Raw genomic sequence first — 23,544 nt, 5'->3', positions numbered from 1 at the left:
CAGGAGCTCTACAAGTCACTGACCTGGGACAGAGGCACGGAGATGCACGCTCACAAGAAGTTCACGTTGGCCACCGACATTCAGGTGTACTTTTGCGATCCGCAGAACCCATGGCAGCGCGGAAGCAACGAGAACACGAATGGATGCTCAGGCAGTACGTGCCGAAGGGCATGGACATCTCAGGGTTCTCCCAGCTTCAACTCAATGCGATCGCTAGACAATTGAACGAGAGGCCGCGCAAGACGCTCGGCTTCCATACACCCGCTGAGATGTTCAGCGAATGTGTTGCATCGACCGGTTGAATCCGCAGCCGCATTCTGCCTTTCCCCGCGCGGCCGGATGCTCACGCGTTGGCGGGCGCCGCCCGGTGCCCGGAACGAACCCATCGCTCGCCCTGGCCCGGCACCGCGTGTTCCTGCTGGGTGAAACCAGCCTTCTGGAGAACGCGTCGGGAGGCGCCGTTGGCAGGATTGATGTAGGCCACGACGTCCACGCCAGTCGGGGCGAGTGCAGATGCAACCGCATTGACCGCCTCCGTGGCAACGCCTCTTCCTTCGCGACCGCCGCGCACGGCATAGATGAGCTCGAGCTCGTCGCCAGAGGTCTTCGCCGTCGCCTTGCACTCGATATGCGCGACCAGGTCGTCATCCGGCGCCCCGGTCACCGCCCATACACGCGCATCAGGGAGGGCTGCGGACGAACGGCGAACGAAGCCTTCAAGAAGACGCTCGCCCTTCGGCATATCAGGGAGTGAGCGGCTCAAGAACCCTTCGATGAAGTCATCCTCCATCCACGCTAGGAATGCGCTGCGCAAGGCGGGCTCGTAGGGCCGAAGCACAAAGCGTTCCGTTCGAAGAACTCGCATTGGTGGGTTGCTGGGGAAGTTCTGCTCTTCGCCGCATTCTGCCGCTACTTCGTTCCGGGCGCGTGGCGCGGTGAGCTATGCATCGCCCCGTAGCGTAGCCAAGACGCGTTCGAAGACGGCGGCGGACTGAGCTGGGTGAGTTCCAAGCCAGTCGTGAAGGCGATGGCCAGCACCGGCCAAGCGAATCACCTCAACGCTCTTCGCCTTCCGGGCGCGTGTGACGTATTCGCGTTCGACCTCCTTGGGTATGACTGAGTCCTCCGAGCCACACACCACAAGCAGCCTACCGCTGAATCGCTCAAGGGCGTCGAAGGCTGGAGACGCAGCAAAGGAGGTTGTCGCACGGATAACCTGCCTGAAGGCCGGCCCGAAGGCCAGGTTCTGTGCCGCTTGCTCGTACGCTGCAGGGCAGTAAAGCACGAGCGCCGTTGGAGCCAGCGAATCAATCAAGGTACACGCCACGTGGCCGCCCATGCTGCTCGCAATCATCGAGACCGGGCGCCGCATCCTGAGGTGTTCGACCACAGCAAGCGCCTGCTCGGCACGATGGCTCAGGCTCGAATCGGCAAGGTCTCCGCTGCTTTCGCCATGCCCCGAGAAGTCGAACGCCGCGCAAGAGTGCCCGCGCTCGGCCAACGACGTAAGCAGGGGTTGGAATCCCTGACGCGTTGAACGTCCGCCCCCGTGGAGCGCCAGAGTGCGCGGGGCGCTCCCGGATGTGCCACGCGTGACGGAGCCGTGAAGCACGACATCACGAAACGGAACCTGGAAATCGGAGATGTCAATCACGCCGTTTCGCTCAATCGAGGGTGAATCCGGAACGTCCGGTGTTGGCCGGTTCCGGCGGTTGGCGGCATTCTGCCCTTGCCAACGACATGGGCTGGCAGCGCAACGCGTCTTCAGAACAACGGCGGCTGATCGTCCGGCTTGTCGAGGTCCCGCATGTCGGGCGGCGGCGGCGGAACGATGACTTTCCCGCTGTGGGTCTTCGGTGCCCGCGGTGGCAATGGAGCGACGAACGTATCCAGTTGCCCCGTCCACTGCTTGAAGGACGTCGGCGCCTCTGCCAGTGGGCACGTCAGCCAGCGGTCGTAGTCCGCGGGGTCGAGGATCACCACCATGCGCTTCTCCTCGTCGGGTTTGTGGAAGCGCTGGAACACCGGGTGGCCGTTTGCGTTGACCGTCAGCATGGCGAACCTGAAGAGCTCCTGCCCCTCCGGCGAGCGCCATTTCGTGTAGATGCCCGCGATGCCCATCGGCACCTCGCCGGGCTGCTGGATGCGCCAGCGCACCGCCTTGCCGGTCTCGTAGCTCGGCTCGAAGATGGCCTCGGCCGGGACCACCTCGGCATCGAGGTGGACGACGCCCTGGAGATTTCCAAGCAAACTGAGATCTGATCGGGGGCGGCGCGAAGGAAGCCTCTGACATCAGCGGGCGCCACCTTTTTCAATTCGGCCTTGTACCCCACGGGCAAGTATTGCCGGCGGGGGTCCGCGCAGTAGAGTGACAACCACTCGGCCGAGAGCCGGCGGGCAAACGTTGGGAGGGAGTCATCGGACATTGAGGGGCTTCCTGCTGAGGGTGGCAATGCGTGGCGAGCCGAGATTCCCGCCCGATGAGCAGGTTCGCCTCCCAGCCAGCCCGGCGCGTAATTGCCCGCACGTCAGGCCTATGATGATGGCGCGCGTCAGGTATAGCCCGGCGCTTGCGCCACCGCGGGTGAGCCGATGACCAGGCGATAGCATTCACCAGCATGGCTTCCACTGCAGGCAATCAAACGGCGCCCTTTGGCGCCGTTTGACTTTCGCAGGTCGCCATGCTTAGCCTGGGGCCGCTTCATCGAACGCGCAATCTGGCAAGGACCGTGAGGCCAATTCTTGTGCGGGTTGCACAATACAGCCAGTTGCCTACACTCGACTCATGACCACCACCCTTGTTTGCACCCATGCCCTGGCGGCGCTGCTCCTCGCAGCGGCGTATGCGCGTGCGGTCGCAAAGAAGGCGCGTCGCAAGCTGACGCCTGCACACTCCTAAGCCCGGCGGTTCGCTCCCCTTCCCTTTCAGCGCAACCATTCACCGCCGGGCGCCAGCCTCGCGCGGTCGCGGATACTCATCAAGCCTGGGTGACGTTCGCATTCGATGGAGTGCTTCAAATGCATGCAGTTGTTCATGGCGAGCGCACGCTCACCGACCTTGATTTCGCCCGGCTGACCAAGCTGCTCAACCGGGAACTGCCGCCACCCCTGGCGGACGTCCTTGCAAGCGCAGAGGTGACCGGCTCCCGAGCGGTACCGGCGGACATCGTGACGATGAACTCGCGCGTAGAGCTCCTGGATGTCCAGACTCACCAGCGCCAGACCCTCACGCTTTGCTATCCGCGCGACGCGGAGCCGGCAGCGGGCCTCATCTCCGTCCTTTCCCCCGTCGGCAACAGCCTCCTGGGAATGAAGTGCGGCACCGTCGCCAAGTGGAACTCGCCCATGGGCGACGAGTGCGCCGCGGAAATCGTCGCCATCGTCTTCCAGCCCGAGGCGAGCGGCGACTACAGCACGTAGGCCACCGCCAGAGCCGGCTCGCACAGCGAGCATCTTGTTCAACTGCGCTGCATCTGGCTCCTTTCGGACGCCGGAGGGTTGCGCGCGCCACCAGGAAAGGACTTATCCATTGACCCCCCATTCGATTCTTGCTGTTACCGATTTCTCCGTTCAGGGCGACCACGCCCTCACACGAGCCGCACTCCTCTGCGCGGAGCATGGCGCGACCCTCAAGCTTCTCTACATTTCCTACCCGGGAGAGGCGCCGCCGCCCGACGCTGCGTGCCGGCTTGCGCACCATGCCACGCAGCTTTCCCAGCGCCACAGCATCCGTGTCCGTGCTGCCGGCCAGCTTGCAGTTTCCGTAGGCGACGTCCTGCCAGAGGCGCGATGTGCCGACCTCGTGGTTTGGGGCACGGAGCCAGTAAGGGGCGTGCGCTCCTTCATCATGGGACAGCCTGTTGAGGGCCTTCTTCGCAGGGCTCAGCGACCGGTACTCGTCGTGCGTCGCAAGGCCAGCGACGGCTACCGAAGCCTGCTTGTGGCCGTGGACTTCTCGGACGCATCGCGCGCGCTCGTCGAGTTCGGCTTCGCTCTCAACAAGCTGGCCCAGGTTGAGCTCTTCCACGCAGCCAACACCGCCAGCGAGGGAAAGCTTCGGTACGCCGAGGTGTCGGAGCGCGCCATCAGGTCCTACCGCCACGAGTGTCGTCGCTCTGCTCACGACAGGATGTTCTGGCTCACGGACTCATACGATGCGAGGCGCAATCGGGTGCAGTCTGCCGTCGGTCACGGCGACGCTGCCCGGCAAACGGTCGTGCAACAGCAGCATAGTGGAGCTGAGCTCATCGTTGTCGGCAAGCGACCCTCATCGCGGCTGCGCGACCTCTTCGTCGAGAGCACGGCGAATCGGATTCTTGGCTACTCGGACGCAGACGTGCTCGTGGTCCCCCACGACTATGCGTCAGCATCCAGGGCCTCTGCCATCAAGAGACTTTCAGAGCCTGAGCCCCAGATGCGCCGGGTCAGAGCCGGCGCGCCGCGGCCGCCAGGCCTTCCTAACCCGGCCGCGTTGCTGGGGCGGGCTTAGCCACGGGCTTTCGGCTCCAGGGAATTCGCCGCTAGTTGTCGCTATCATCGTGCCCGGTCGAACGCGGAAGGTTCCACTTGTAGCGCAAAGACAGGTAGCGCAGCCCGAAGCACGTCAGCAAGGCGATCCAAGTCCGCCCGTTCGACACCCATCCAAGGCGCTCTCCTGCGACTTCGATGCCCGCACCGACCAGCGCTGCAGATGCATAGATCTCACGCTGAAGGATCACCGGTACGCGATTCAACAGCACGTCGCGCGCCACCCCGCCGCCCACAGCGGTGACCACCCCCAGTAGCACTGCAACTTCTGCGCTATGGCCGAAGATCAGCGCCTTCTGCGCTCCTGTCACTGCGAACAGCCCGAGGCCCAGGGAGTCGAAAAGGGTCACCGGATGCGCGAGCCGAACGACCAGTCCTTGGCCGGCCATCGTCATGACCGCCGCGGCCACGGCGGTGGCAAGGTAGCGCCAGTCCGTCAGCCCGGCGGGCGGCACCGCGCCGATGCAAAGGTCGCGCAGCACGCCTCCGCCACACGCGACCGTGAATGCGATGGTGATGATGCCGAACCAGTCGAGCCCACGATCTCTGGCAGCAACGGCGCCGCTGACCGCGAAGGCGAAGGTGCCAGCCAGGTCGAGGATGGTGAAGAGCAGGTGGTCATTCAGACCGGCAAGGGTCAGTTCGTGGACGGTCATAAGGTCGGTACCTCAGGATGCGCCCGTCGTGGCCGAGGCGCAACCGTGATGGGCTCGGCACCGGGCGGCGCAGTCAGGCTACCGTGCGGGGACACAGCCACGCACTGGCGGCAGTGAGCATGGCCTGCAGACCAGTTTCGAGCGTCGGGTGAATCAGAGGCGCGAACTTCGGCGAGTGGTTGCTGGGGATCTTGTTGAGGGTTTTCTCCTGTTTGGCCTTGGCGTACTCCGAGGGGTCGGTGCCGCCGACGAACCAGAACACATAGGGCACGCTCCAGGAACGGCCAAAGATGCTGAAGTCTTCGCTGGCCGAAGCCGGACCGGGCGCCAACGAGGCGTTTTCGCCGAACTGCTGGCCGAACGCCTGCGCCACCTTCTGCGTGGCGACCAGGTCGTTCTCGGTCAGAGGGTAGCTGTTGATGGTCGTGAACTCGGGCGGTCGCTCGGCGCCGGATGCGTCGCACTCGGCGCAGCAGATGCGACGGATCGACTTGAGCATGTACTCGCGCGTGTCCTCGCTGAACGTGCGCATGTTCAGCTTGATGGTGGCGTCGTCGGGGATGATGTTCTCCTTGGTGCCGGCCTGCAACGAGCCGATAGTCAGCACCGCCGGCTCGGTCGGCGCGATCTCCCGCGAGACGATGGTCTGCAGGCGCAGTGTGGTCGCGGCGGCCATGATCACCGGATCGATCGAAGTCTGCGGCTGCGAGCCGTGCGAGCCGCGTCCGAACAGCTTGATCTTCAGGCTGTCGCCGGCCGACAGCGTGACACCAGGACGATAGTTCACAGTGCCCGCCGGACCAACCATGACATGCTGCCCGAGGATGACGTCCGGCTTGGGAAAGCGGCCCTCGCCCCAATCGCGCACCATGGCGTTGGCGCCTTCGGCCGTTTCCTCGCCGGGCTGGAACACGATCATCATCGTGCCGCTCCAAGCGGCGCGGTTCGCGGAGAGGATGCGCGCGGCGCCGACCATCCACGTCACGTGCATGTCGTGGCCGCACGAATGCGCGACGCCGACCTCGACGCCTTCCTCGTCGCGTGCCGTCACGGTGCTGGCATACGGCAGCCCTGTGTTCTCGGCCATCGGCAGGGCATCCATGTCGGCGCGCAGCATCACAGTCGGTCCGGCTCCGTTCTTCATGACGCAGACCACGCCGGTCACGCCGACATTGCGCGTCACCTCGTAGCCGAGACCTTCCATCGCGTCGGCCGCGATCTTTGCGGTGCGGACTTCCTGCATCGACAGCTCGGGATGCTCGTGGATGTCCTTGTAGAGCGCCTCGAGATCGGTCATCAAGACGGGTTCGAAAGAGGCGAGCGCCTGGGTGAGGGGATTCATGACAGCTCCAGGAGTGAAGAAGCGAGGTTGAAGTACTCCAGTTGGAAGAGGTGTTGCCCGAGGCCGGATTGAGGGTGCTTGCCGTCGGCGCCGGAACTCAGGCCTGTGCCTTTCTTCCCTTTGGAATCGTGAGCATGACCGCGACCATCGCCATGGCGACCATGAACACGTTGAAGCCAAGCGCGACGATGGCGGCCTCCCGCACGGCAAGGTTGTCTTGGCGGCCACTGAAGGTGATCACGCCGTCCAGCCAGTTCACGCTCGAACTGTTGGCGCTCAGCGCCGTGAAAATGGCTGCGGAGATCGCCACGCCGAAGGCGGCCCCCAGCGACGACGCCATCTTGTAGATGCCAGAACCCGACCCTGTCTGGGCCGCTGGCAGGTTCGACAGGGCCGCATCAGTCGAGGGGGTGGCGTAGAACGCCAAGCCGACGCCAAACAAGGTGTAGCCCACGCTCGCCAAGATCTTGTAGTTCGACAGCAGCAGGTTGGCGGGCGACACCAGGAGGATCGCAAGGCCGGTGATCAGGCAGCCCCAGATCATCGGCTTGCGCGGACCGAAGCGCTGCAGCAGTTTTTCGCCCACGCGGATGAAGGCGATGATGGCGATCGCGTAGCCCAGAGTCAGGAAGCCGGCCTGCTGAGCGTTCATGTTGCCGCCGATCTGCACCAGTTGCAGCGACACGATCAGCGTGCCGGCGGTGCCGTTGATCAGGAAGTTGGAGATCGTCGCGCCGGTGTAGGTCGCGTTCTTGAACAGGCTGAAGTCGAAAAAGGCATTGGGCGCCTTGTCCTCAATGAGGACGAACAGCCAGCCGACCACCACCGTGGCCGCCAGCAAACCCAGGCCGACGAGGCTGGTCCAGCCCAACTTATTGCCTTGCGTCACCAGCACCTGCAGGGCCACCATGGCGACCATGAAAGCGAGCACACCAGACAGGTCGAACTCGTAGTCGCCCTTGGTTTCGGCCTTGCTCTCGGGCGTGCCGCGCATCATCCACAAGCCGAGCACGCTTACCGCGATCGCCACCCAGAAGATCGAGCGCCAGCCGAAGTTCTGCGACATCAGACCCCCAACCAGCGAGCACAGGCCCGAGCCGCCCCAGGAGCCGATCGACCACATGCTGATGGCGCGCTGGCGATCGGAACCGTCCCAAAACGCTTTCACCAGCGCCAGACTGGCCGGCATGATGCAGGCGGCCGACAGGCCTTGCAGCGCACGGCCAACCAGCATGACCGGTGCGGCCAACTGACCCCGCGGCGTGATCGCCACCAGGAGCGAGCCGGCGATGCTCAGGTAAAAGCCGCTGCGAGTGATCTTCATCCGGCCAACACGGTCGGCCAAGCCGCCCATCACCACGATGAAGATCCCCGAGAACAGCGACGTGATGGCCACCGCGACGTTCATCATGTTCGCATCCATACCGAGGTCGCGGCTCATGTCGGGCGCGATGTTGAGCGTCGTCTGGGCAAACAGCCAGAACGCGACGACGCCCATGATGATGCCGAAAAGCAGCCGATCGTTGCCCTTGTATGGCACGGGTTGAACGCTGATAGTCATGCCCTTTTCCAGTTCGCCTGCGCCTGGCTTGTCTCGAAGGCTACGTACCGCGAAAGCACCAACGATCGACAACCTGCGCGTTTCTCTGGTGCTGTGTGGGTCATACATCCGCGGCCTGACCTGCTACTGACTCTCAGGCCATCTGTGGGCGCCGCCACTCAACTCCGACTTTCCAGACCAGAAATTGACGTGACCGCACCACCACCCCGCGTACCCTATCGCGCCTCGGCCGCTCGCTCTAATAGAGGTACACCGCCCCCCGGCCAGGAATGCTGTTGTCAGCTTGATCGCCACCGATGCCGCTCGCAGCGCTGCCTTCTCGCGACGCGCCCACGGCGACCGTGCGGCCGTCCGCCGAGATTTCCAGTGCATCCCCGAACCCATCGCCGCTTCCGGTGTTGCTGGCCTTCAAATAGTTCGAGTGGACGAATTGCCCGCCTGCGAGTTGATGCAAGTGCACCGCGCCGGCGAACGCGGCTGCGCCCTGCGTCGCGTCAGCACCGACCCCAGTTCCACCGCTCGAGTCCCCGAGCGCGGCGATAGCCAAGGCGGTGCCGTCCGGCGTGAGCGCCAGGCCAAAACCGCCGAAGTACGCCTCGGGCATGAGCTGAGGGGACTGGATCGTCTGGGCGAGGGTGTATGTGCCCGCATTGCGCCGGAACACATAGGCCGTGCCAGCGCGATACACGCCGGCGACCGACTGATTGCGCGCGCCGATGACCACTGTGTCGCCATCGGCCGAGATGGCGGTGGAGGCCCCGAGTAGATCGCCGGTTGCGGGCGCCGGTGCCTTGAGGTAGGCACGTTTGGTCCATGCGCCCGCGCCCGTGTCGTAGCCATAGACGAACGCCGCGCCGGCATTGGCCGCGCTCGTGTCGGTTTCATCGGTGGGCGAGCCACTGCCTTCGTACTGTGCGCCCACCACGATCGTGCCGCCGTCGGCCGAGATTTTCGCCTGTACACCGAACAGCGCACCTGGCTGCGGATGGTCTGGTTCGATGGTCGCCTCTCGCGCCCAGGTGACGCCTGTCTTGCGGTACACGTGAAAGCTTCCGCCCCTCGCGCTCACGTACTCTCCGACCACTGCCACCGTGCCGTCCCGGGAGACACCCAGGAACGCGCCAAAGTTGCCGAGGGCACGAGGCACAGGCGGGTCCCACACGTCGGCTTGGGTCCAGCCTGAGGGAGTCCTCGAGAACAGCTGCACCTGCCCCTGGTCGTTGAAGGCACCGTCGTGGCCGTAGATGCCCACCAGCAGCGTACCGTCGTCCGAGATGACGGGTCTGGGAAGGCTCCCGGCCTGGAAGCTCAGCGTTTGCGCCCACTGCCATTGGCCCGCGCTGCGCGTGAACAACTCCACAGTGTTCGAAGCGCCAACGGCCATGACGCTGCCGTCCGGGGACAGGGAAATACCCAGACCGAAGTTGCGGGTGCCGGTGGCCGCCGGTTTGAAATAGCCGATCGCCCGGTTGCCATCCGCCGTGGCCGGAAGCGACCAGGGGCTGCAGCCATTGGCATTGCAGGCCTGCAGGGCATAGCGCCAAGCCGCCGGCGGCTGGTTCAGGGCCAGGTCCTGGAGCGCATAGGTCGTGCTGCCGAGGTTGTCGGCCAGCACGGTGAAGCTGCCGCTGGCCCCGGGGTCCTCGCCCAGGCGGTAATAGGTGGCGTTGGCGATGGCCGGCCAGCTGAACAGGAACGCCTTGGCCGCGTAGCCCACGGTGGGGGCGGCAGGAATCGGCGGCGGTACCGACGACGGGTCGGTCGCGCAGCGGGCCGCGATCGAGGTGACGGCCGTGTTGACCATGCCGCTTGCCCCGGTGAGCGTGCAAAGCTGCCCGGCAGGCTGCGTGCCCACGGTCACGTCGTACATCGCGCCTTCGGGCAGCGCTTGCGCGAACGCAAAGTTTCCGTCGGCCGTGAGGCTCAGCGCGTTAGTGCCGTTGTTGCGCAGCACCAGCGTTCCGCCGGTCAGACCGGAGAGCGTGCCGCCGACCGTGTGTACGGCGGCCGAGCACGCCACTCGCACGTCCGTGACGGTCGTCGTGGCCGTGCCTTGGCCCGCGCTCACTGCACAGGTCTGGCCCTCGGGCTCCTGCGCGATGGCGACCGCGTAGGGATTGCCGGCGGTCACAGGATCGGCGAAGCGGAAGGGGCCGTCGGACTTGAGCGTGAGATCGTCCCGTCCGTTGTTGCGCAACACCAGCGTGCCTGCGAGGCCCGAGACGTTGCCGCCAATGGTGAAGCTGGTGGCCTGCACGACGGGAAGCAGATCGATCCTACTGTCACCTCCACCGCCGCATGCTGCCAGTGCCAGCGCGACCATGGATGCCGCACTCCAAGCAGCAAGGCGCTGCGGATTTCGTTGTTGGATCACGAATCTGTCCATCTCGTTTGGCGCGTCCGCGGGCATTGGCCCTGCGGGGGCTCATGCCGCAGACATGTGCGCGTTGAAGGTCTGAATTCACGGCAGCACTCCGGACAGGAGCGCCGCCTCTGCATGGGCGAAAACACTGGACCCAGGATCTGTAACGATCTGTTGCCCCTGCCGATGCTAGGAAACGCAGGCGCGCTTGTCGATCACGGAATTCCGTTACCCGAGCCACCGGTGGCCGGTCGGATGGAAGCGCTTCTGGCCCAAGCAACCAGCCGTCGATAGGGCCGGCATGTCAGCAGGCGCTCATCCGGCCGTCAGGAAACAGCTTGCCTGTGCTTGGCCGCTCAAAGCCGTTGGCTGGAGGTCGGCGTCGAGCTCGCCCTATGCTCGTTTGAATAGCAAGGTCAAAGTCCGCCCCTCTACTGCTAAAACTGCGACTTCCGGTTCTCGGTCTCCGAACAGCGTCGCATGGAGGTGCTTCGGTACTGCAGCGACTTTGTGGCCAAGGCCAATGCCTCGGCTGTTTCGCAAATAGTAGTTGACCGAGTCCCAATGCTCTGTCGTCCACGACTCGACGCGCTGCCGCATGTCCATGTCGTGCAGCGCTTCGTGCGGCAACCAGACCGTCACTTCGAACAGTCCGGGCCTCGAGCACGAAGTGGTGGCGCGGGGTCTCGTCTGCTTACTTCAGAGTACTTGGGGGTGGTGAGCCGCGGAAGGTCACCATCCAGTTCCAGGTCGAGCTCAATCGAGTAGTCGTACGCCTTGCCGTCAGCCACCAAGCCGTTGACGACAACGGCATCGCACGTAGTTTGCGGAAGGCTCCGATGGAATCATCGACACCAACACTGCTCAGCAGCCTGTGGTGGGTTTCGTGCTCACCAACGTCTGGCTGGAAGCCGGTATATCGCTGAAAGGCGCGAAGATCGATCGGATTCAACTTTGAACTGAGCGCGACTCGTGGGGTCCCGGGGACTCCACGAGTCGTGCTGGCGGTTAGGCAGGCCACCTTTGCCGAGGCGGTTGGACGGCCGTATCCGGGATGCGCGCAGCGAGCAGGCCCTGTTGAGCCTGGGAAGACTGGTTTCGTCGCTGTAGCGAAAGCCGCGCGAACCTTCTTCAGGCAAGACCTCAACCCCAGACATTTCCCTCGCCAGTTTCCGAACCGCCGGGATTCGCGCAGGCGCCGCATCGCGGTGAAATGGCAGGTTGCTGCATGCGTCGACCGCGTCCTGTGTTCGGCCACGCGCAAAGGACGCTCAGGGCTTCGCTCTGAGCAAAAAGGCGAGCCCCGAAGGTGCTACCAACACCAACGAGGCTCTAACCACAACGTGCAACCAACGAAGGAACCGCACATCATGGCTACCTCGAATGATAGTGACCTCCCCTGCTTCGCCATTTCCGTCCACGGCGGATCGGTGCAGCTCATCGTGAACGTCGGCAATGAGCCGGCGCACCGTGCCACGCACGGCGCGGCCGGTTCGAACGGCCACCGGCCCGTGGCCCCTCGGCGCGGCCTCTTCCGTGTCGCGCCAGGGCGGTGCCTCGCCGCCGTGCTCGATCGCGGCTTGCCGCCCGCTGCGGCCTTTGCGGGCGACGCGCCACGTGGCGCATTCATCGCTGCACGCTCGCCCTTCGACGTGTTCGCCGAACTGGCGAAAGTGGTGCGCGCGGCCAAGCGCGAGGTCCTGATCGTCGATCCCTACGTGAACGCCACCGCGCTGACGGACATCGCCATCGCCGCACAGGAAGGCGTGCACATCCTCATCCTGGGTGATCGCGCCGGGACCAAGGCCGGCCTCGCGCCGGCGGCCAGTCGCTGGCAGGCGCAGTACAGATCTGCGCGTCCGCTCGAAGTCCGCCTCGCACGCGACAAATCACTGCACGACCGCCTGCTGCTGATCGACCGCACGGAGGTCTGGAACCTGTCTCAGTCGATCGCGGACTTCGCGAAGAAATCACCGGCGTCGATCGAGCGAAGCGGCGCGGCGATCGAGAAGGAGAAAGCGGTGGCGTACCTGGGTGTGTGGACCGGCGCCACGCCGCTTGCATGAGGGGCTAGCCGGAGAGCTGGCCGTGTCGCAGACCTGCTTGCCGCTCATGGCGAGATTGGCCGCACCCAGCGCCTGCATGCGGCTGTCGCCGGTCATTCGAACGCCTCAAGTCAATTGCACCCCGACACTTGCTCCGCTTGTACCGGCGCTGGCTGCTCTGGCACCGTTGCATCCATGACGACTTGGGTGCAACTCAGGTTCTCTCCCCAGACGAAGTCGATAAGGTAGGCATGGTCGGCCTTCGGATTGAACCTTGCGACCACTGGGCCACAAGTGCCAGAGCGCATATACAGCCCGGCGTTTTGATCCCAGCGGCCGAGGCCGCGCACCTGAATGCTGTCCCCGGGCTTGACGTCGACTTCATGCTCGATGAAGGGTTGCGTCTTGAGGATTGCGCCGCGCGTGCGTTCGGTCATGTTCGCAATCCATGGATAGACCACGCCCCGGCCGCTATACGCGACGTTGCCGATGGATCGGAAGTCCTGGCAAGCCGCAGGCGAACTGCTGACGGAGTAGTTCACGCCATGGCCAGCGCCGCGCGAGCGGAAGACCAGTTTGGCCGTGCCGGGTGTGACGGACCGCAATACGTCGTGAACACCGTGAGCGCGCTCGTCGGCTGCGGCAGCTTCAGGATTGATATCGCGATACGCGCAGGCGGACAAGGTGCAGGCAATTGCGATAGTGAACAGGAAGTGACCGATGGAGGGCTTGCGTTCCATTTTTCTTGCCGGTGATGAACCCGAATAAATGAACTAGGGTGAACTCGAGCGAGGTTCACGGGTCACTGGCCGGTTGTCCCCGGAAACGGGGCAACCTTGAAAAGGTGAGCCCGTTCACCGACGACCCAAGAGGCGAGCAAGAAAACCAGCCCTCTTTGGGGCAGGCTCCTGTTCGAAGATGCAAATTGCCTCTCGGGTGAAGTATGTGTCAGTCAATGGCAAAAGCGAGATTGGCCACCTTCCAATCGAGGAGCGCAGAAGCACTTCCAACACAGCCGTTTCTTCTTCCTCCCGGTTAACGGAGGTGCATCGAAGTCCGATGGTGTAAGTGAAATAGGAGTTGCGATCAGGCGGAGCCACCTCCATCAGGCCCAGAAAGGCGGCGTCCACCTCTTTGCGTTCCTTCAAGTGCTCTCGAAGAGCAGCGATCGCTTCCTCAGGCTGTTCCGCTGGGACCCCGATTCTTACCCTACTGCCGACTGGTATCTGGGTTTCTACTACACAAGTGGACATAACGAGTTCTGGCGATGATCTGGTTGCGCGTGTCTTCACGCTAACAAGAAACTGTGGGTGCTTGAAGATTGCCGAACTATCGCATCAGCGTCGCCGTTCCGTATGCTTCGGCCTCCATGAGACGTGTGCATCAGTCACGCACCCGACGCGGTATCTGTTTGCTCAAATCGTCGGTGCTGCCATCGACGATGTAAACGTCCTCGCAGACGGGGTAGCTTCGAGGGCAGGAAGATGGCTGCGTTGCGCGGGGGGGGGGGGRRTTTAACTAAATCAATAGATGCCTCACGATTGCCGGCATCAAACACTACGAGCACTCCGGTACCGTCGGGCAGGATGTCGGCAATTTGATCGGTTGGAAGCAGAATCCGATTTCCATCTGCTAGCTCAATGGCCATCCGATACTGAAACCGCGGCGGCGTGAGGGAATCAACGTCCTCCCAGCGTTTTGGATGATCCCTGTCCGTACCTTCATAGCCTACTTCCGCCGTTTTTCCATCGGCCCCTTTCCAAAGCCCGATCACTTTACGAATCAACGCGCTCATTTCAATGCCTTGATCGAATTCGGATTGATGGTGAACAGCTCAGGGTTCGCCCCAGGCCTGTCGTGTGCTTCGGCCTCCATGAGGCGAGCACATCAGTCACGCACCCAACGCGGTATCTGTTTGCTCAAATCGTCGGTGCTGCCATCGACGATGTAAACATCTTCACAGACCGGGTAGCTGCGAGGGCAGGCCCGAACGCCTAGCTCGAAGCTGCCGTTTGGGAGAGGATTGGAGACAACAGCGCGGAAGCTACCGTGCTCACCCCAAGGGTTCTTGAGCTGGAAACGTAGTGAGCCGTCCGCGTTGAAGATCGCTGCATTGTTCGGTGCGTCGAAGAAGATCAACCCTGCTGGCGGCTTGGCTGACACAAAAACGACCAAAACACCAGTGTGATCCGGGAGTAGGTGTGCAATTCCGCCAACTCCAAGGCCTCTCCTTGAGCCATCTGAAAGCTCAACCTGCGTCTCAAGACGGACAACTGGTGCAGGCAGGCTATCCACTGCGGCCCAGCGCTCGGGGCCACTGACGTTGGACCCCTCGTAAACAACTTCAGCAAGACAGCCATTCGCGCCAAGCCATCGACCAATTACTTTACTAACCAGTGCGCTCATTTCAATGCCTTGATCGAGTTTGGGTTGATGGTGAACAACTCCGGATTCGCACCCGGCCTGCCCACCATGAAGTTGGCCTGTTGACCGCCACCGGACAGGAAGCTCGCCGTCGTGGGATCCCACATCGGCCCCACCGTCCCTTCGCGTACGCCAACACCGGGCTTCACCGTGAACTCCACGGTGTAGAGCTGTCCAGCCTTGAACTCCGGAGTGATTGCAAGATTGCCGCGTACATCGGCCATGGAGTTGATCGGATCCTTGGTGGCCCAGCCGCCGAGTTGCTGGGAGGCCGTATTTGTATCGCCATTTCGGAGCGCATCTCGAATTGCCTCGTACTGCTTCGCATCCACCACCTGCCGATAAATCTCTGGCTGCGTCATCGTTCGGTCCGTCACCATCTCGCCCTCCTTCCAAGCAGGATAGGCCGTTCCCCAATATTGCGCCTGACCTCCTGTGTTCTGAGCCACTTGCGCGTTGTTCTCTTTGGCGGCATCCCCCACGCGCGGCAAGCCATCGCGGTCCGTCACCTGCCCGGCATTGATGTTCTCGGCCCGGTAGGTCGTTCCCGGCTGAAACTCCCGCTGCGAGACTTGCGCGAAGCCTTCTGCATCGCGGTACAGGTTGTTCGAGATGCGAGCTGCATCGACCTCAGCGGCAGCAACCTTGGCCGCCGCGACGCGCTCCATTCCGCTGGCCAACGCGCCAATCGCCTTGCCAGCAATCGCCCCGCCCAGAAGTTGCTCTTCAATCGTGTAGTCGGGGATGGCGCCGCCACTGGCCGCACGCAGGTAGCTCAGCGTATCGCCGTTCTCCTTGGCGATCCGTTGCCGTTCAGCGTCCGCCGTCGGTGTGTTGAGCAAGAAGCTGTTGGCCCGCTGCTCGGCCGTCGCGCTGAACGCGAACAGTTCATCCTTACCAGCCTTCACCGGCTCGCCGTAGATGTTCAGGATCGGCTGGTTCTGATTCGCCAGGCCAGCAACGATTCTGTCGGCAGTCGCGGCGTTGGCGAGCACGTATTCGGCGGAGTAGCCGCCCTGCAAGCCCAACTGGTCGCTCGTCGTGACGTTCTTCAGGTAGCTATCTCGCTCGGCCTTGCCCTTGTCGTCCACGCGCGCGAGTGCTGCCTGAGCGAGTTGGTCGTACCAGTAGCCCTCGGCCTTGGCCTTCTGCTCGGTCGTCAGTTGGTCGAAACCCGGGATTTGCTCGCGCGCGACCTGCTTGGCCGTCTCCTTCAGCTTGGCGCGTTCAGTGGGGTGCAACTGCCGATTGTTGATGTCAATGCTGTAGGCACTGCCCGCACCCGCCGCTCCGCCGATGGCTCCCCCGATGGCCGCCGCCGTCGCTGCACCGAGCGCTTGGGCGACAGGTGCTGGCAGGCCCATGTCGGCAATGGCTTCCCCAATCTTCGGCATCAACGCTGCGCCCGCGCCGGCAGCAATGGCTACTGTCACGCCACCGCTGAGCGCACCTGCCGCCGTATGCGCCGCAACTCGGTATTCACCACCTTCGTCCCACTTCGCAGCTTCCTCCTTGTCGCCGCGGGCGATGGCTGCGTCACGCTGCTTGTCCGCGTAGGTGCCGATCTCGCGCGCCGCCTGCTGGTTGAACTGCTGCGTGATCTGTGCCTGAGCCTGCACGTCCTTGACGATGGTCTGCGTGCTCCAGTCCTTCACCAGCGTACCGGCGCTTGAGTTGTCGCCGGTCCGCACGCTGTCATCGCCAGCGACGCCGGAGATGCCTGACTTGGTCACACTGCCCTGGCTGCTTTCGGTGCTGCCGACACCCGCACTTCCACCCGGCGTCGTCTTTCTGGCGGAGTCGATCTGCTGCTTGCTCATGCCTTGTTCGCGCATGGCTTGCTGCTGACCGTCGGCTCCTCCAGCCATGAAACCCACGCTGCCGCTGACCGCGTAGCTGCTGCCGCTGCTCTCGCTCTTGTTCTGCAGGTCGCTCATGGTGAGTTCGCCGCCGGTCTTGAAGCTGTTCTTGCCCGCATCGACAGCTGCTTGCGTGCTCTCGATGACCGCACCCCTCAAGTCGGTGTTGCCCTTGACGTTGACATCGAAGCCGCCGTCCCCAGCCTTGATGCCCGACTGCTCGCCCACACTCACGAAGTTGCCGTTGGCCTTGGCGCTGGCAGCATTGCCCCCGACGGTGGACACGCCGTAGCAGAACGGCGGGATGCACAGGCTCAGGTTCACGCCGCTGCTGGACTGGCGGCTCTGCCCCACGCTGGTGTCCTGCAGGCTCTCGATGTTCAGATTGCCGCCAACGTCCGCCGTCACGCGGTCGGCTTCGACCACCGCGCCCTTCATGTTGAGGTCCCCGCCGCTGGTGATGTTGACGGCCTTGCCGCCACTCACCTTCGTGTTGTTGTAGCTGACGTCGTCCTGGTTCTCGTTGCCCTTGCCCTTGCTTGCGCCGAGCTCGAGCGTGAAGCCGTTCTGGCTGCCCGCCGCGAAGCCCACGCCCACGCTCTGGCCGCTGCTGCTGTTGGTGCCTCGCTGCTCGAAGGTGTTCTTGCTCGCCTCCAGCGTGATGGCGTTGTCCGCCGCGAGGTTGACGGTGTTGCCCGCCGCGATCGTCGAACCGATGGCATGAATGTTGGAGCCCTCGCCGCCGCCGATCGCTACGATGTTGACGTTGTTCGCGCCGACGATGCTCGAACCCACTGCCTCGCTGCCGCTGGCGGAGTTGGCGTACTCGCTCTTGTTGCGGCTCACGTTGACGCTGACCTTGTAGCCAATCTCGCCCATACTGGCGCCGCCAGCCAGCGCGTTGGCGGTGTCGTAGGCCTGCTTGCCGCTCATCGCCAGGTTGGCCGCTCCCAGTGACTGAATGCGGCTGTCGCTGGTATCGCCCATCGCCTTGAGGGTGTTGTTGGTGTTGCGCAGGCTGTCGGTGCTGATGCCCCCGACGCTCGCACTGCCGCCGACGATCGTGCTGGAACTGCGCCCCTGCGCGACCAATTGCTCGGTGTTGTAGGCCTCGTTGATCAGCACGTTCTTCGCGAGGATGTTGACGTCGCCGCCCACCAGCGCGCCGGCCTGGCCCAGAGCCATGACGCTGCTGGCAGTCTGGCGGTAGGTGTCGCCTGCCACCAGGGTGACGTCGCCTTGGAGGCTGGCAAGCTGGCTGCCGACTTGGCTGGTGCCCGTGGTCGCTTCCGACTGCGCCGACTTGACGTTGCCGATCGCAGGGTTGTACCAGGTGCCCACCATGCCGCTCTTGCTGTTGCTTTGCGAGTTGGCGCCGACGCTGGTGCTCTGCGCGCTTTCGATCGTGAGGTTGCGCCCGGCGACCACCGTGAGATCGCCGTCAGCGACCACGGTCGCGGCCTGCAGCGTCGTGTCCCGGCCGCTCACGATCTGGAGACTGCCGGCGGAGACGGACGTGCCGACGGCTTCGTTCAGCGTTCTCGTTTCCATGCTGCTGGAGGACTTGCCACCCAACAGCGCGGCGCCGACGATCGTGCCGGCCGCAGGTGCCAGCGCCTTGGCCAGGCCCGTCGCACTGGTCTTGCTCTGGCTCGCGCGCGATTCCTCGGTGGTCCGCGTCGCGGTCGTGAGGTTGACGTCACGACCAGCAGACAGGCTCATCGCTTCCTCGGAGCGAAGCCTTGCCGCCTGCACGTTGACGTCGTTGCCGGCAACCAGCGCGACCGTATTGCCGCTCAGGCTGCTCGAGAGGACTTCGGTCGTGCTGTTGCTGGCGAAGGCGCTGGAGGTGGTCTTCTTGAGCAGGCTCTTGGATGAACCCACGCTCGCTGCGGCCGAGTTCGAGGTCGCCTGGCCGGCAGTGATGTTGATGTCGTGGGTCGCACTCGCGACGAGCGCGCCACCGGCACTGGCGATGGCACTGGCTCGGATGTTGAGATCGTTGCCGGCTGCAAGGCGCACATTGTCGTTGGCGACGATCGCGGAGCCGATCTCCCGGCTCTGGCTGGAGCTCAGCGCAGCCTTTCCGTTGGTCGACACCCTGCTCGTGCTGCTGGACTCGGTGACGGTGCCGATGTTGATGTCGCGGCCCGCGCCTACGGCGGCGGAGCCCTCGCTGGCGATCAAGGCGCCGGCGACGTTGACGTCCCGCCCGGCCGAGGCGATGAGAAGGCCGCTATCGCCGGTGACATAGACGCCCGCCGCTCGATCCAGCGCCTGACCATTGCTGGTTTCCTTGGTGGTGCTCTTGATGTTGAGATCCCGCCCTGCGGTCATGACCAGCGCCTTCTCGGCGTCGATGGTGGCGCCGAGGTTGTTCAGGTCGTTCCTGGCATTGACCGCGACGCTCCCGCCGGTGATGCGCCCGCCGTCGAGGTTGTGGATGAGGGCTGCGGCGCAGAGGGTTTGGCCTGGGCGAACGAGAGCGACGGCGCGCTCAGGGCCGTACAGGCAGCGACAACGGCACGCACGGCGAGTGCGGGCGACGAGGAGGAAACCATGGGGGGCAAAAAGAAAGCGCGGCAGGCGCCGCGTTGCCCCGAATTCTGGTTTCAGGCCCTTTGGAAGGGAATCAGACGGGTCTCGATCGAGTCGAGAAAGCTCTAGCCGGGCTGATCCGCTTTCTGCCCCGCCCACTGATGCTGTTCGGGCGGACGCCGCGCGCCTAACCTTGGCTGCACGCCGATTCGCGACGCACCTGGCGCGTGCACTTCAAGGTTCCAACCCATGCCATCGATCGACATCCGCAAACGCAGCCTCAGCATGGAGATGATCTTTCATGAAGGCGGAACGCCGGTCAGCCGGCCGGTGCTGGTGGCCACCGCCTGCGCGGTGGTCCGCAATCCGTACGCGGGCCGCTTCGAGCCCGACCTGATGGCCTTCATGGAGGCGCTGAAGCCGCTTGGCGCGAGCCTCGCCGAAGAGCTCGTGAGCACGCTCGGCAAGGCACGCGTCGAAGCCTACGGGAAGGCCGCCATCGTCGGCGTGAACGGCGAGACGGAGCACGGCGCGGTCTGGCACGAAGCGGGCGGGTGGGCGATGCGCGAAGCGCTCGGGCACTCGAAGGCGATCGTGCCCTCGGTCAAGGCCGTGGCGAGCGCGGGCTACCGGCTCATGGTCCCGCTCCACCACATTCGCGCGGCCTACGTGCGCAGCCATTTCTCCTCGGCCGAAGTCGGCATGCAGGATGCGCCGCGGCCGGACGAGATCCTGTTTGCCCTGGCCATGTCGACCGGTGGAAGGGTGCATGCGCGCGTGGGCGGGCTGAGTGCCGATCAGATCGCGGTCGACGATGGCCAGCGCTAGAAGGAACAAGCGCCGTGTACGTGCCTGACGAAGTCGACCGCTGGCTCGCGGAAGAACGGGTCACGCAGTTCGCCGAGCAGACGCGTCGCTTCCTCGCGGGACAGCTGACCGAGGAAGAATTCCGGACGCTGCGGCTGCAGAACGGCCTCCACATCCAGCGCCACGCACCGATGCTCCGGGTGGCGATCCCCTACGGGATGCTCGACACCACGCAGCTTCGCATGCTGGCGCATGTGGCGCGACGCTGGGATCGCGGCTACGGCCACTTCAGCACACGGCAGAGCATCGAGTTCCAGTGGCCGCGGCTGGAGGATGTACCGACCATCCTCGCGGAACTGTCGACGGTCCGGATGCACGCGGTCCAGCCTCCGGGCAACGGCATGCGCCACGCGGCCACGGATCGCTTCGCGGGCATCGCGCCCGACGAACTGGTCGATCCCCTGGTGTGGTGCGAGCTGATCCGGCAATGGTCCCTGCGGCATCCCGAGTTCGCCTTCCTGCCGCGAAAGTTCAGGATCGCCGTCAACGGCACGCGCACCGATCGGGCGGCGGTCGATCCCCACGACATCGGCCTGCAGGCAATCGAACGCGAAGGACAGACGGGATTCAGCGTCCGGGTCGGCGGCGGGGTCGGGCGCGCGCCAGTCGTCGGCACGCTGATCCACCCGTTCGTGCCATGGCCGCACCTGCTGACCTACCTCGAGGCCACGCTGCGGGTGTACGAGTCTCACCGCCGCCGCCCGGACGGCAAGTACAAGGCGCGCATCAGGACCCTCGTCAGGGATCTCAGCCCGGTGGTCTTCGCGGACCAGGTCGACCAGGAATGGCGTCGCACCAGGAACGGTCCCGACACGCTCGAGGAGGCGGATCTCGAGCGCATCGCCGCGCGCTTCACGTGGCCGCCCTACGACCCGCGCGCCGCCGATGTCGATGACGGGAGCAGGCCCCTCGCTTCGACCCACGCCGGATTCGCGCGCTGGCTGCAGAACAACGTGCACGGCCATCGCGTGCCGGGCTATGCCGCGGTCAGCCTGTCGCTCGAGAAGGCCGGCGTGCCGCCCGGCGACATCAGCGCCGACCAGATGGACGCGGTGGCCGATCTCGCGGATCGCCACGGCTTCGGCGAACTGCGTGTCTCCCAGGAACAGGACCTGATCCTGGCGGACGTGCGGCGCGATCACCTGTTCCCGCTGTGGCGCAAACTCGACGTCCTGGGGCTGGCGATGGCGCACACGGGCTTGCCGACGAGCGTCATGCCATGCCCGGAAGGCGGCCCCTCGACATTTGCCGATCCGATCCAGGAGCGCCTGGAAGACCTCGACCATCTGTTCGACATCGGCGACATCGACCTCGACATCTGCAGGTGCATCGTGCGCGACCCGACACCGGACGCGATCGAGCGGCTCGTCGACACCTACCTGGCGCACCGCGACAGCGAGGCGGAGCGCTTTGGCGACGTGGTGGATCGACTCGGAATCGACGTGTTCAGGCTGGCCGTCCGGGGCTAAACGTCATGCGCCAGCGCACCGGCGCCCAGGGAACCGATGGAGCTCGCCGAGATGTCCATCATCATGCGCGTGCGATCCGGGCTCGACCGTGCGGTCAGGTGCTGGATCGGCCTGTCGCGGGTGTCGTGCAGCAGGCGGGTGACGCGCAGCAGCGGCGCACCGACCTCGGTGTTCAGCAGCTGCGCATTCTCCGGGTCGGCGGATTCGGCGCTGATCTCCTGCACCACCCGATCGAACACGATGCCCTGCGCCAGCAGCAGTTGGTAGATCAGGTTCTTGCGCAGGGCGGACTCCGCCACGCCCTTCAACAGGTCCAGCGGCGCCCAGGCGTCGCTGAGCACCACGGGCGTGCCGTTCTCGATGCGCAGGCGGCGGGTGTGCTGGGCGGGCTCCCCCTCGGCCAGTTGCAGCAGGGCGCCGATGTCTGCCGGAGGCGGCTCCCTGCGGATCAAGAGCACCTGGGAGGGCATCGCGTCCAGCGCCGTGCTTTCCAGCGCGTCCAGGAACGCGAGGGTGCCGCTCTGCCGTGCCGGCTGGAAGTCCGGATGGACGAAGGTGCCGAGGCGCTGCTTGCGCAGCAGCAGCCCCTTTGCCTCCAGGTCCGCCAGCGCGCGCCGCACGGTGATGCGGGAGACGCCGAACAGCTCGCACAGCTGGGCTTCGTTGGGGATCGAGGTCCCGGGCGCATAGATGCCCCGGTAGATGCGGTCTCGCAGGCACAGGAAGAGCTGGCGGTGCAGGGGAATGCCGGCGTCCTTGATGGGTGTACTGGCAGCGGTCTTGTTCATGGGCAGGGACGAAAAGCGCAGGTGCGTGGCAGGCACTGTACACCGGTACGTTATATTGTTATATTGCTATGACAATAGTTTGAATCCACTGTTCTTGTGCCGTCCGCCACCACCAGGAGTTTCACGATGACCATCACCCGGCGCCAGGCGCTCTGCGCCGCCAGCCTCGCCCTCGTCGGCAGGCATGCCTTCGCACAATCACTGGAAGTCGCCAGGGTCGTGAACGGCTTCGCCGCCGGAGGGGGCGCCGACACGATCTCCCGGCGCATCGCCGAGCGCCTGGCGCATGGCTATGCGAAGTCCGCCTTCGTCGAAAGCCGCACCGGTGCCGGCGGGCAGATCGCGGTGCAATACGTCAAGGCCGCGGCGCCCGACGGCGCCACGCTGCTGCTGATCCCGATGTTCGCGCTCGGCATCTACCCCCACACCTACAAGCACCTCGCCTACAACCCGGCGACCGACCTGAAGCCGGTGTCGCTGGCGGCGGTGTTCGAGTACGCCGTCGCGGTCGGCCCCGCGGTGCCGGAGAGCGTCACCAGCGTTCCGCAACTGATGGCGTGGTTCAAGGCCAACCCGGCGTCGGCCAGCCTGGCCTACCCGGCCGCCGGATCCACCGCCCATTTCATCGGCGTCAAGCTGGCTCGCAGCAGCGGCACCGAGATCGCCCATGTGGGCTACCGCGGCGGCCAGCCGGCCATCCTCGACATGATCGCGGGGCAGGTCCCCGGAGTGATCTGCCCCATCGGCGAACTGACCCAGTACGTGAAGGCGAAGAAATGCCGCGTGCTCGCGTTGTCCGGCGCGCAGCGCAGCCGCTTCGCGCCCGCGGTGCCCACGCTGGCCGAACAGGGCTACAAGGACCTGGTCGTCAAGGAATGGTTCGGCATCTACCTGCCCGCCGGCGCCAGCGCCGAAGTGGTCGCACGCGCCAACACGGCGATCCGCGCCGCGGTCGCCGATCCGACGCTCTCCGAAACCCTGCTCGCGATGGGATTCGAACCCGCGGCGTCCAGCCCGGCGGAGCTTGCGGCCATGCTCAAGGCCGACTCGGCGCGCTGGGGTGAGCTGGTGCGCACCATCGGCTTCAGCGCCGAAATCTAGGAAGG

19 protein-coding genes and 2 pseudogenes are annotated in these 23,544 nt (G+C 64.7%); 8 read left to right on the top strand and 13 right to left on the bottom strand.

Translation table 11 applies throughout. The annotated features are described in order from the left end of the window. Positions 1-302: pseudogene (locus tag AB4Z46_RS11125) on the top strand (IS30 family transposase); the annotation flags it as partial. A 41-nt stretch (positions 303-343) separates the two neighbouring features. On the opposite strand, the gene AB4Z46_RS11120 reads toward AB4Z46_RS11125, so the two are convergent. The 3 genes from AB4Z46_RS11120 to AB4Z46_RS11110 form a co-directional block, all read right to left on the bottom strand. Beyond that, entirely contained in the window at positions 344-865 is a 522-nt protein-coding gene (locus AB4Z46_RS11120; protein ID WP_442283544.1) for a GNAT family N-acetyltransferase, read from the bottom strand. Between the two features lie 75 nt (positions 866-940). Beyond that, positions 941-1,654, bottom strand: coding sequence for an alpha/beta fold hydrolase (locus AB4Z46_RS11115; RefSeq protein ID WP_442283543.1), 714 nt, complete (start codon positions 1,652-1,654; stop codon positions 941-943). Between the two features lie 110 nt (positions 1,655-1,764). Beyond that, entirely contained in the window at positions 1,765-2,250 is a 486-nt protein-coding gene (locus tag AB4Z46_RS11110) for an SOS response-associated peptidase family protein (protein WP_442283542.1), read from the bottom strand. Between the two features lie 768 nt (positions 2,251-3,018). Between AB4Z46_RS11110 and AB4Z46_RS11105 the strand changes: the two genes are divergently transcribed. Then, on the top strand, positions 3,019-3,420 hold the full coding sequence (locus AB4Z46_RS11105) for a GreA/GreB family elongation factor (protein WP_442283541.1): 402 nt from the start codon (positions 3,019-3,021) through the stop codon (positions 3,418-3,420). Positions 3,421-3,529: 109 nt separating this feature from the next. Next, positions 3,530-4,489: a universal stress protein gene (locus AB4Z46_RS11100; protein ID WP_442283540.1), complete on the top strand. Its 960-nt coding sequence runs from the start codon at positions 3,530-3,532 to the stop codon at positions 4,487-4,489. Positions 4,490-4,520: 31 nt separating this feature from the next. On the opposite strand, the gene AB4Z46_RS11095 is transcribed toward AB4Z46_RS11100, so the two are convergent. From AB4Z46_RS11095 to AB4Z46_RS11080, 4 genes are all read right to left on the bottom strand, one after another. Next, positions 4,521-5,153, bottom strand: coding sequence for a trimeric intracellular cation channel family protein (locus AB4Z46_RS11095; protein ID WP_442283553.1), 633 nt, complete (start codon positions 5,151-5,153; stop codon positions 4,521-4,523). A 103-nt stretch (positions 5,154-5,256) separates the two neighbouring features. Further along, the gene (locus AB4Z46_RS11090) at positions 5,257-6,525 is read right to left on the bottom strand and encodes a M20 family metallopeptidase (protein ID WP_442283539.1); all 1,269 of its coding nucleotides are present in this window, start codon (positions 6,523-6,525) and stop codon (positions 5,257-5,259) included. Between the two features lie 97 nt (positions 6,526-6,622). Beyond that, positions 6,623-8,158 carry an MFS transporter gene (locus AB4Z46_RS11085; RefSeq protein WP_442283538.1) on the bottom strand — a complete coding sequence of 512 codons (1,536 nt, stop codon included), beginning with the start codon at positions 8,156-8,158 and terminating at the stop codon, positions 6,623-6,625. 166 nt (positions 8,159-8,324) lie between these two features. Next, complete coding sequence (locus AB4Z46_RS11080; RefSeq protein ID WP_442283537.1) at positions 8,325-10,409, bottom strand: FG-GAP repeat protein; 2,085 nt, start codon at positions 10,407-10,409, stop codon at positions 8,325-8,327. Between the two features lie 871 nt (positions 10,410-11,280). Between AB4Z46_RS11080 and AB4Z46_RS11075 the strand changes: the two are divergent. Further along, positions 11,281-11,406: pseudogene (locus AB4Z46_RS11075) on the top strand (twin-arginine translocation pathway signal); the annotation flags it as partial. A 412-nt stretch (positions 11,407-11,818) separates the two neighbouring features. After that, a complete protein-coding gene (locus AB4Z46_RS11070) occupies positions 11,819-12,514 on the top strand; it encodes a hypothetical protein (RefSeq protein ID WP_442283536.1) in 696 nt (231 codons plus the stop codon). 110 nt (positions 12,515-12,624) lie between these two features. Here the strand turns inward: AB4Z46_RS11070 and AB4Z46_RS11065 are convergent, their stop codons facing one another. The 5 genes from AB4Z46_RS11065 to AB4Z46_RS11045 form a co-directional block, all read right to left on the bottom strand. Further along, positions 12,625-13,233: a hypothetical protein gene (locus AB4Z46_RS11065; protein WP_442283535.1), complete on the bottom strand. Its 609-nt coding sequence runs from the start codon at positions 13,231-13,233 to the stop codon at positions 12,625-12,627. Between the two features lie 114 nt (positions 13,234-13,347). Further along, positions 13,348-13,746, bottom strand: coding sequence for an enhanced serine sensitivity protein SseB C-terminal domain-containing protein (locus tag AB4Z46_RS11060; protein WP_442283552.1), 399 nt, complete (start codon positions 13,744-13,746; stop codon positions 13,348-13,350). Positions 13,747-13,880: 134 nt separating this feature from the next. Then, complete coding sequence (locus AB4Z46_RS11055; protein WP_442283534.1) at positions 13,881-14,288, bottom strand: hypothetical protein; 408 nt, start codon at positions 14,286-14,288, stop codon at positions 13,881-13,883. A 92-nt stretch (positions 14,289-14,380) separates the two neighbouring features. Continuing rightward, positions 14,381-14,899 carry a hypothetical protein gene (locus tag AB4Z46_RS11050; RefSeq protein ID WP_442283533.1) on the bottom strand — a complete coding sequence of 173 codons (519 nt, stop codon included), beginning with the start codon at positions 14,897-14,899 and terminating at the stop codon, positions 14,381-14,383. Then, positions 14,896-19,473 (bottom strand): hemagglutinin repeat-containing protein, encoded by a 4,578-nt coding sequence (locus AB4Z46_RS11045; protein ID WP_442283532.1) that lies wholly within the window; start codon positions 19,471-19,473, stop codon positions 14,896-14,898. The genes AB4Z46_RS11050 and AB4Z46_RS11045 overlap by 4 nt, the downstream gene beginning before the upstream one ends. A 90-nt stretch (positions 19,474-19,563) precedes the next feature. On the opposite strand from AB4Z46_RS11045, the gene AB4Z46_RS11040 reads away from it, so the two are divergent. Further along, a complete protein-coding gene (locus AB4Z46_RS11040) occupies positions 19,564-20,142 on the top strand; it encodes an amino acid synthesis family protein (protein ID WP_442283531.1) in 579 nt (192 codons plus the stop codon). Between the two features lie 14 nt (positions 20,143-20,156). Continuing rightward, complete coding sequence (locus AB4Z46_RS11035) at positions 20,157-21,650, top strand: nitrite/sulfite reductase (RefSeq protein ID WP_442283530.1); 1,494 nt, start codon at positions 20,157-20,159, stop codon at positions 21,648-21,650. Here the strand turns inward: AB4Z46_RS11035 and AB4Z46_RS11030 are convergent. Next, positions 21,647-22,438: a GntR family transcriptional regulator gene (locus tag AB4Z46_RS11030; protein WP_442283529.1), complete on the bottom strand. Its 792-nt coding sequence runs from the start codon at positions 22,436-22,438 to the stop codon at positions 21,647-21,649. The genes AB4Z46_RS11035 and AB4Z46_RS11030 overlap by 4 nt on opposite strands. Positions 22,439-22,564: 126 nt before the next feature. On the opposite strand from AB4Z46_RS11030, the gene AB4Z46_RS11025 reads away from it, so the two are divergent. Next, positions 22,565-23,539, top strand: coding sequence for a Bug family tripartite tricarboxylate transporter substrate binding protein (locus tag AB4Z46_RS11025; RefSeq protein WP_442283528.1), 975 nt, complete (start codon positions 22,565-22,567; stop codon positions 23,537-23,539). The last annotated feature ends 5 nt before the right edge of the window (positions 23,540-23,544 follow it).

The organism is Variovorax sp. M-6 (assembly GCF_052114385.1).
GTDB lineage: Bacteria > Pseudomonadota > Gammaproteobacteria > Burkholderiales > Burkholderiaceae_C > Variovorax.
Note: the sequence above shows the minus strand (reverse complement) of the source record. Positions and strands in the feature narration are given on the sequence as shown.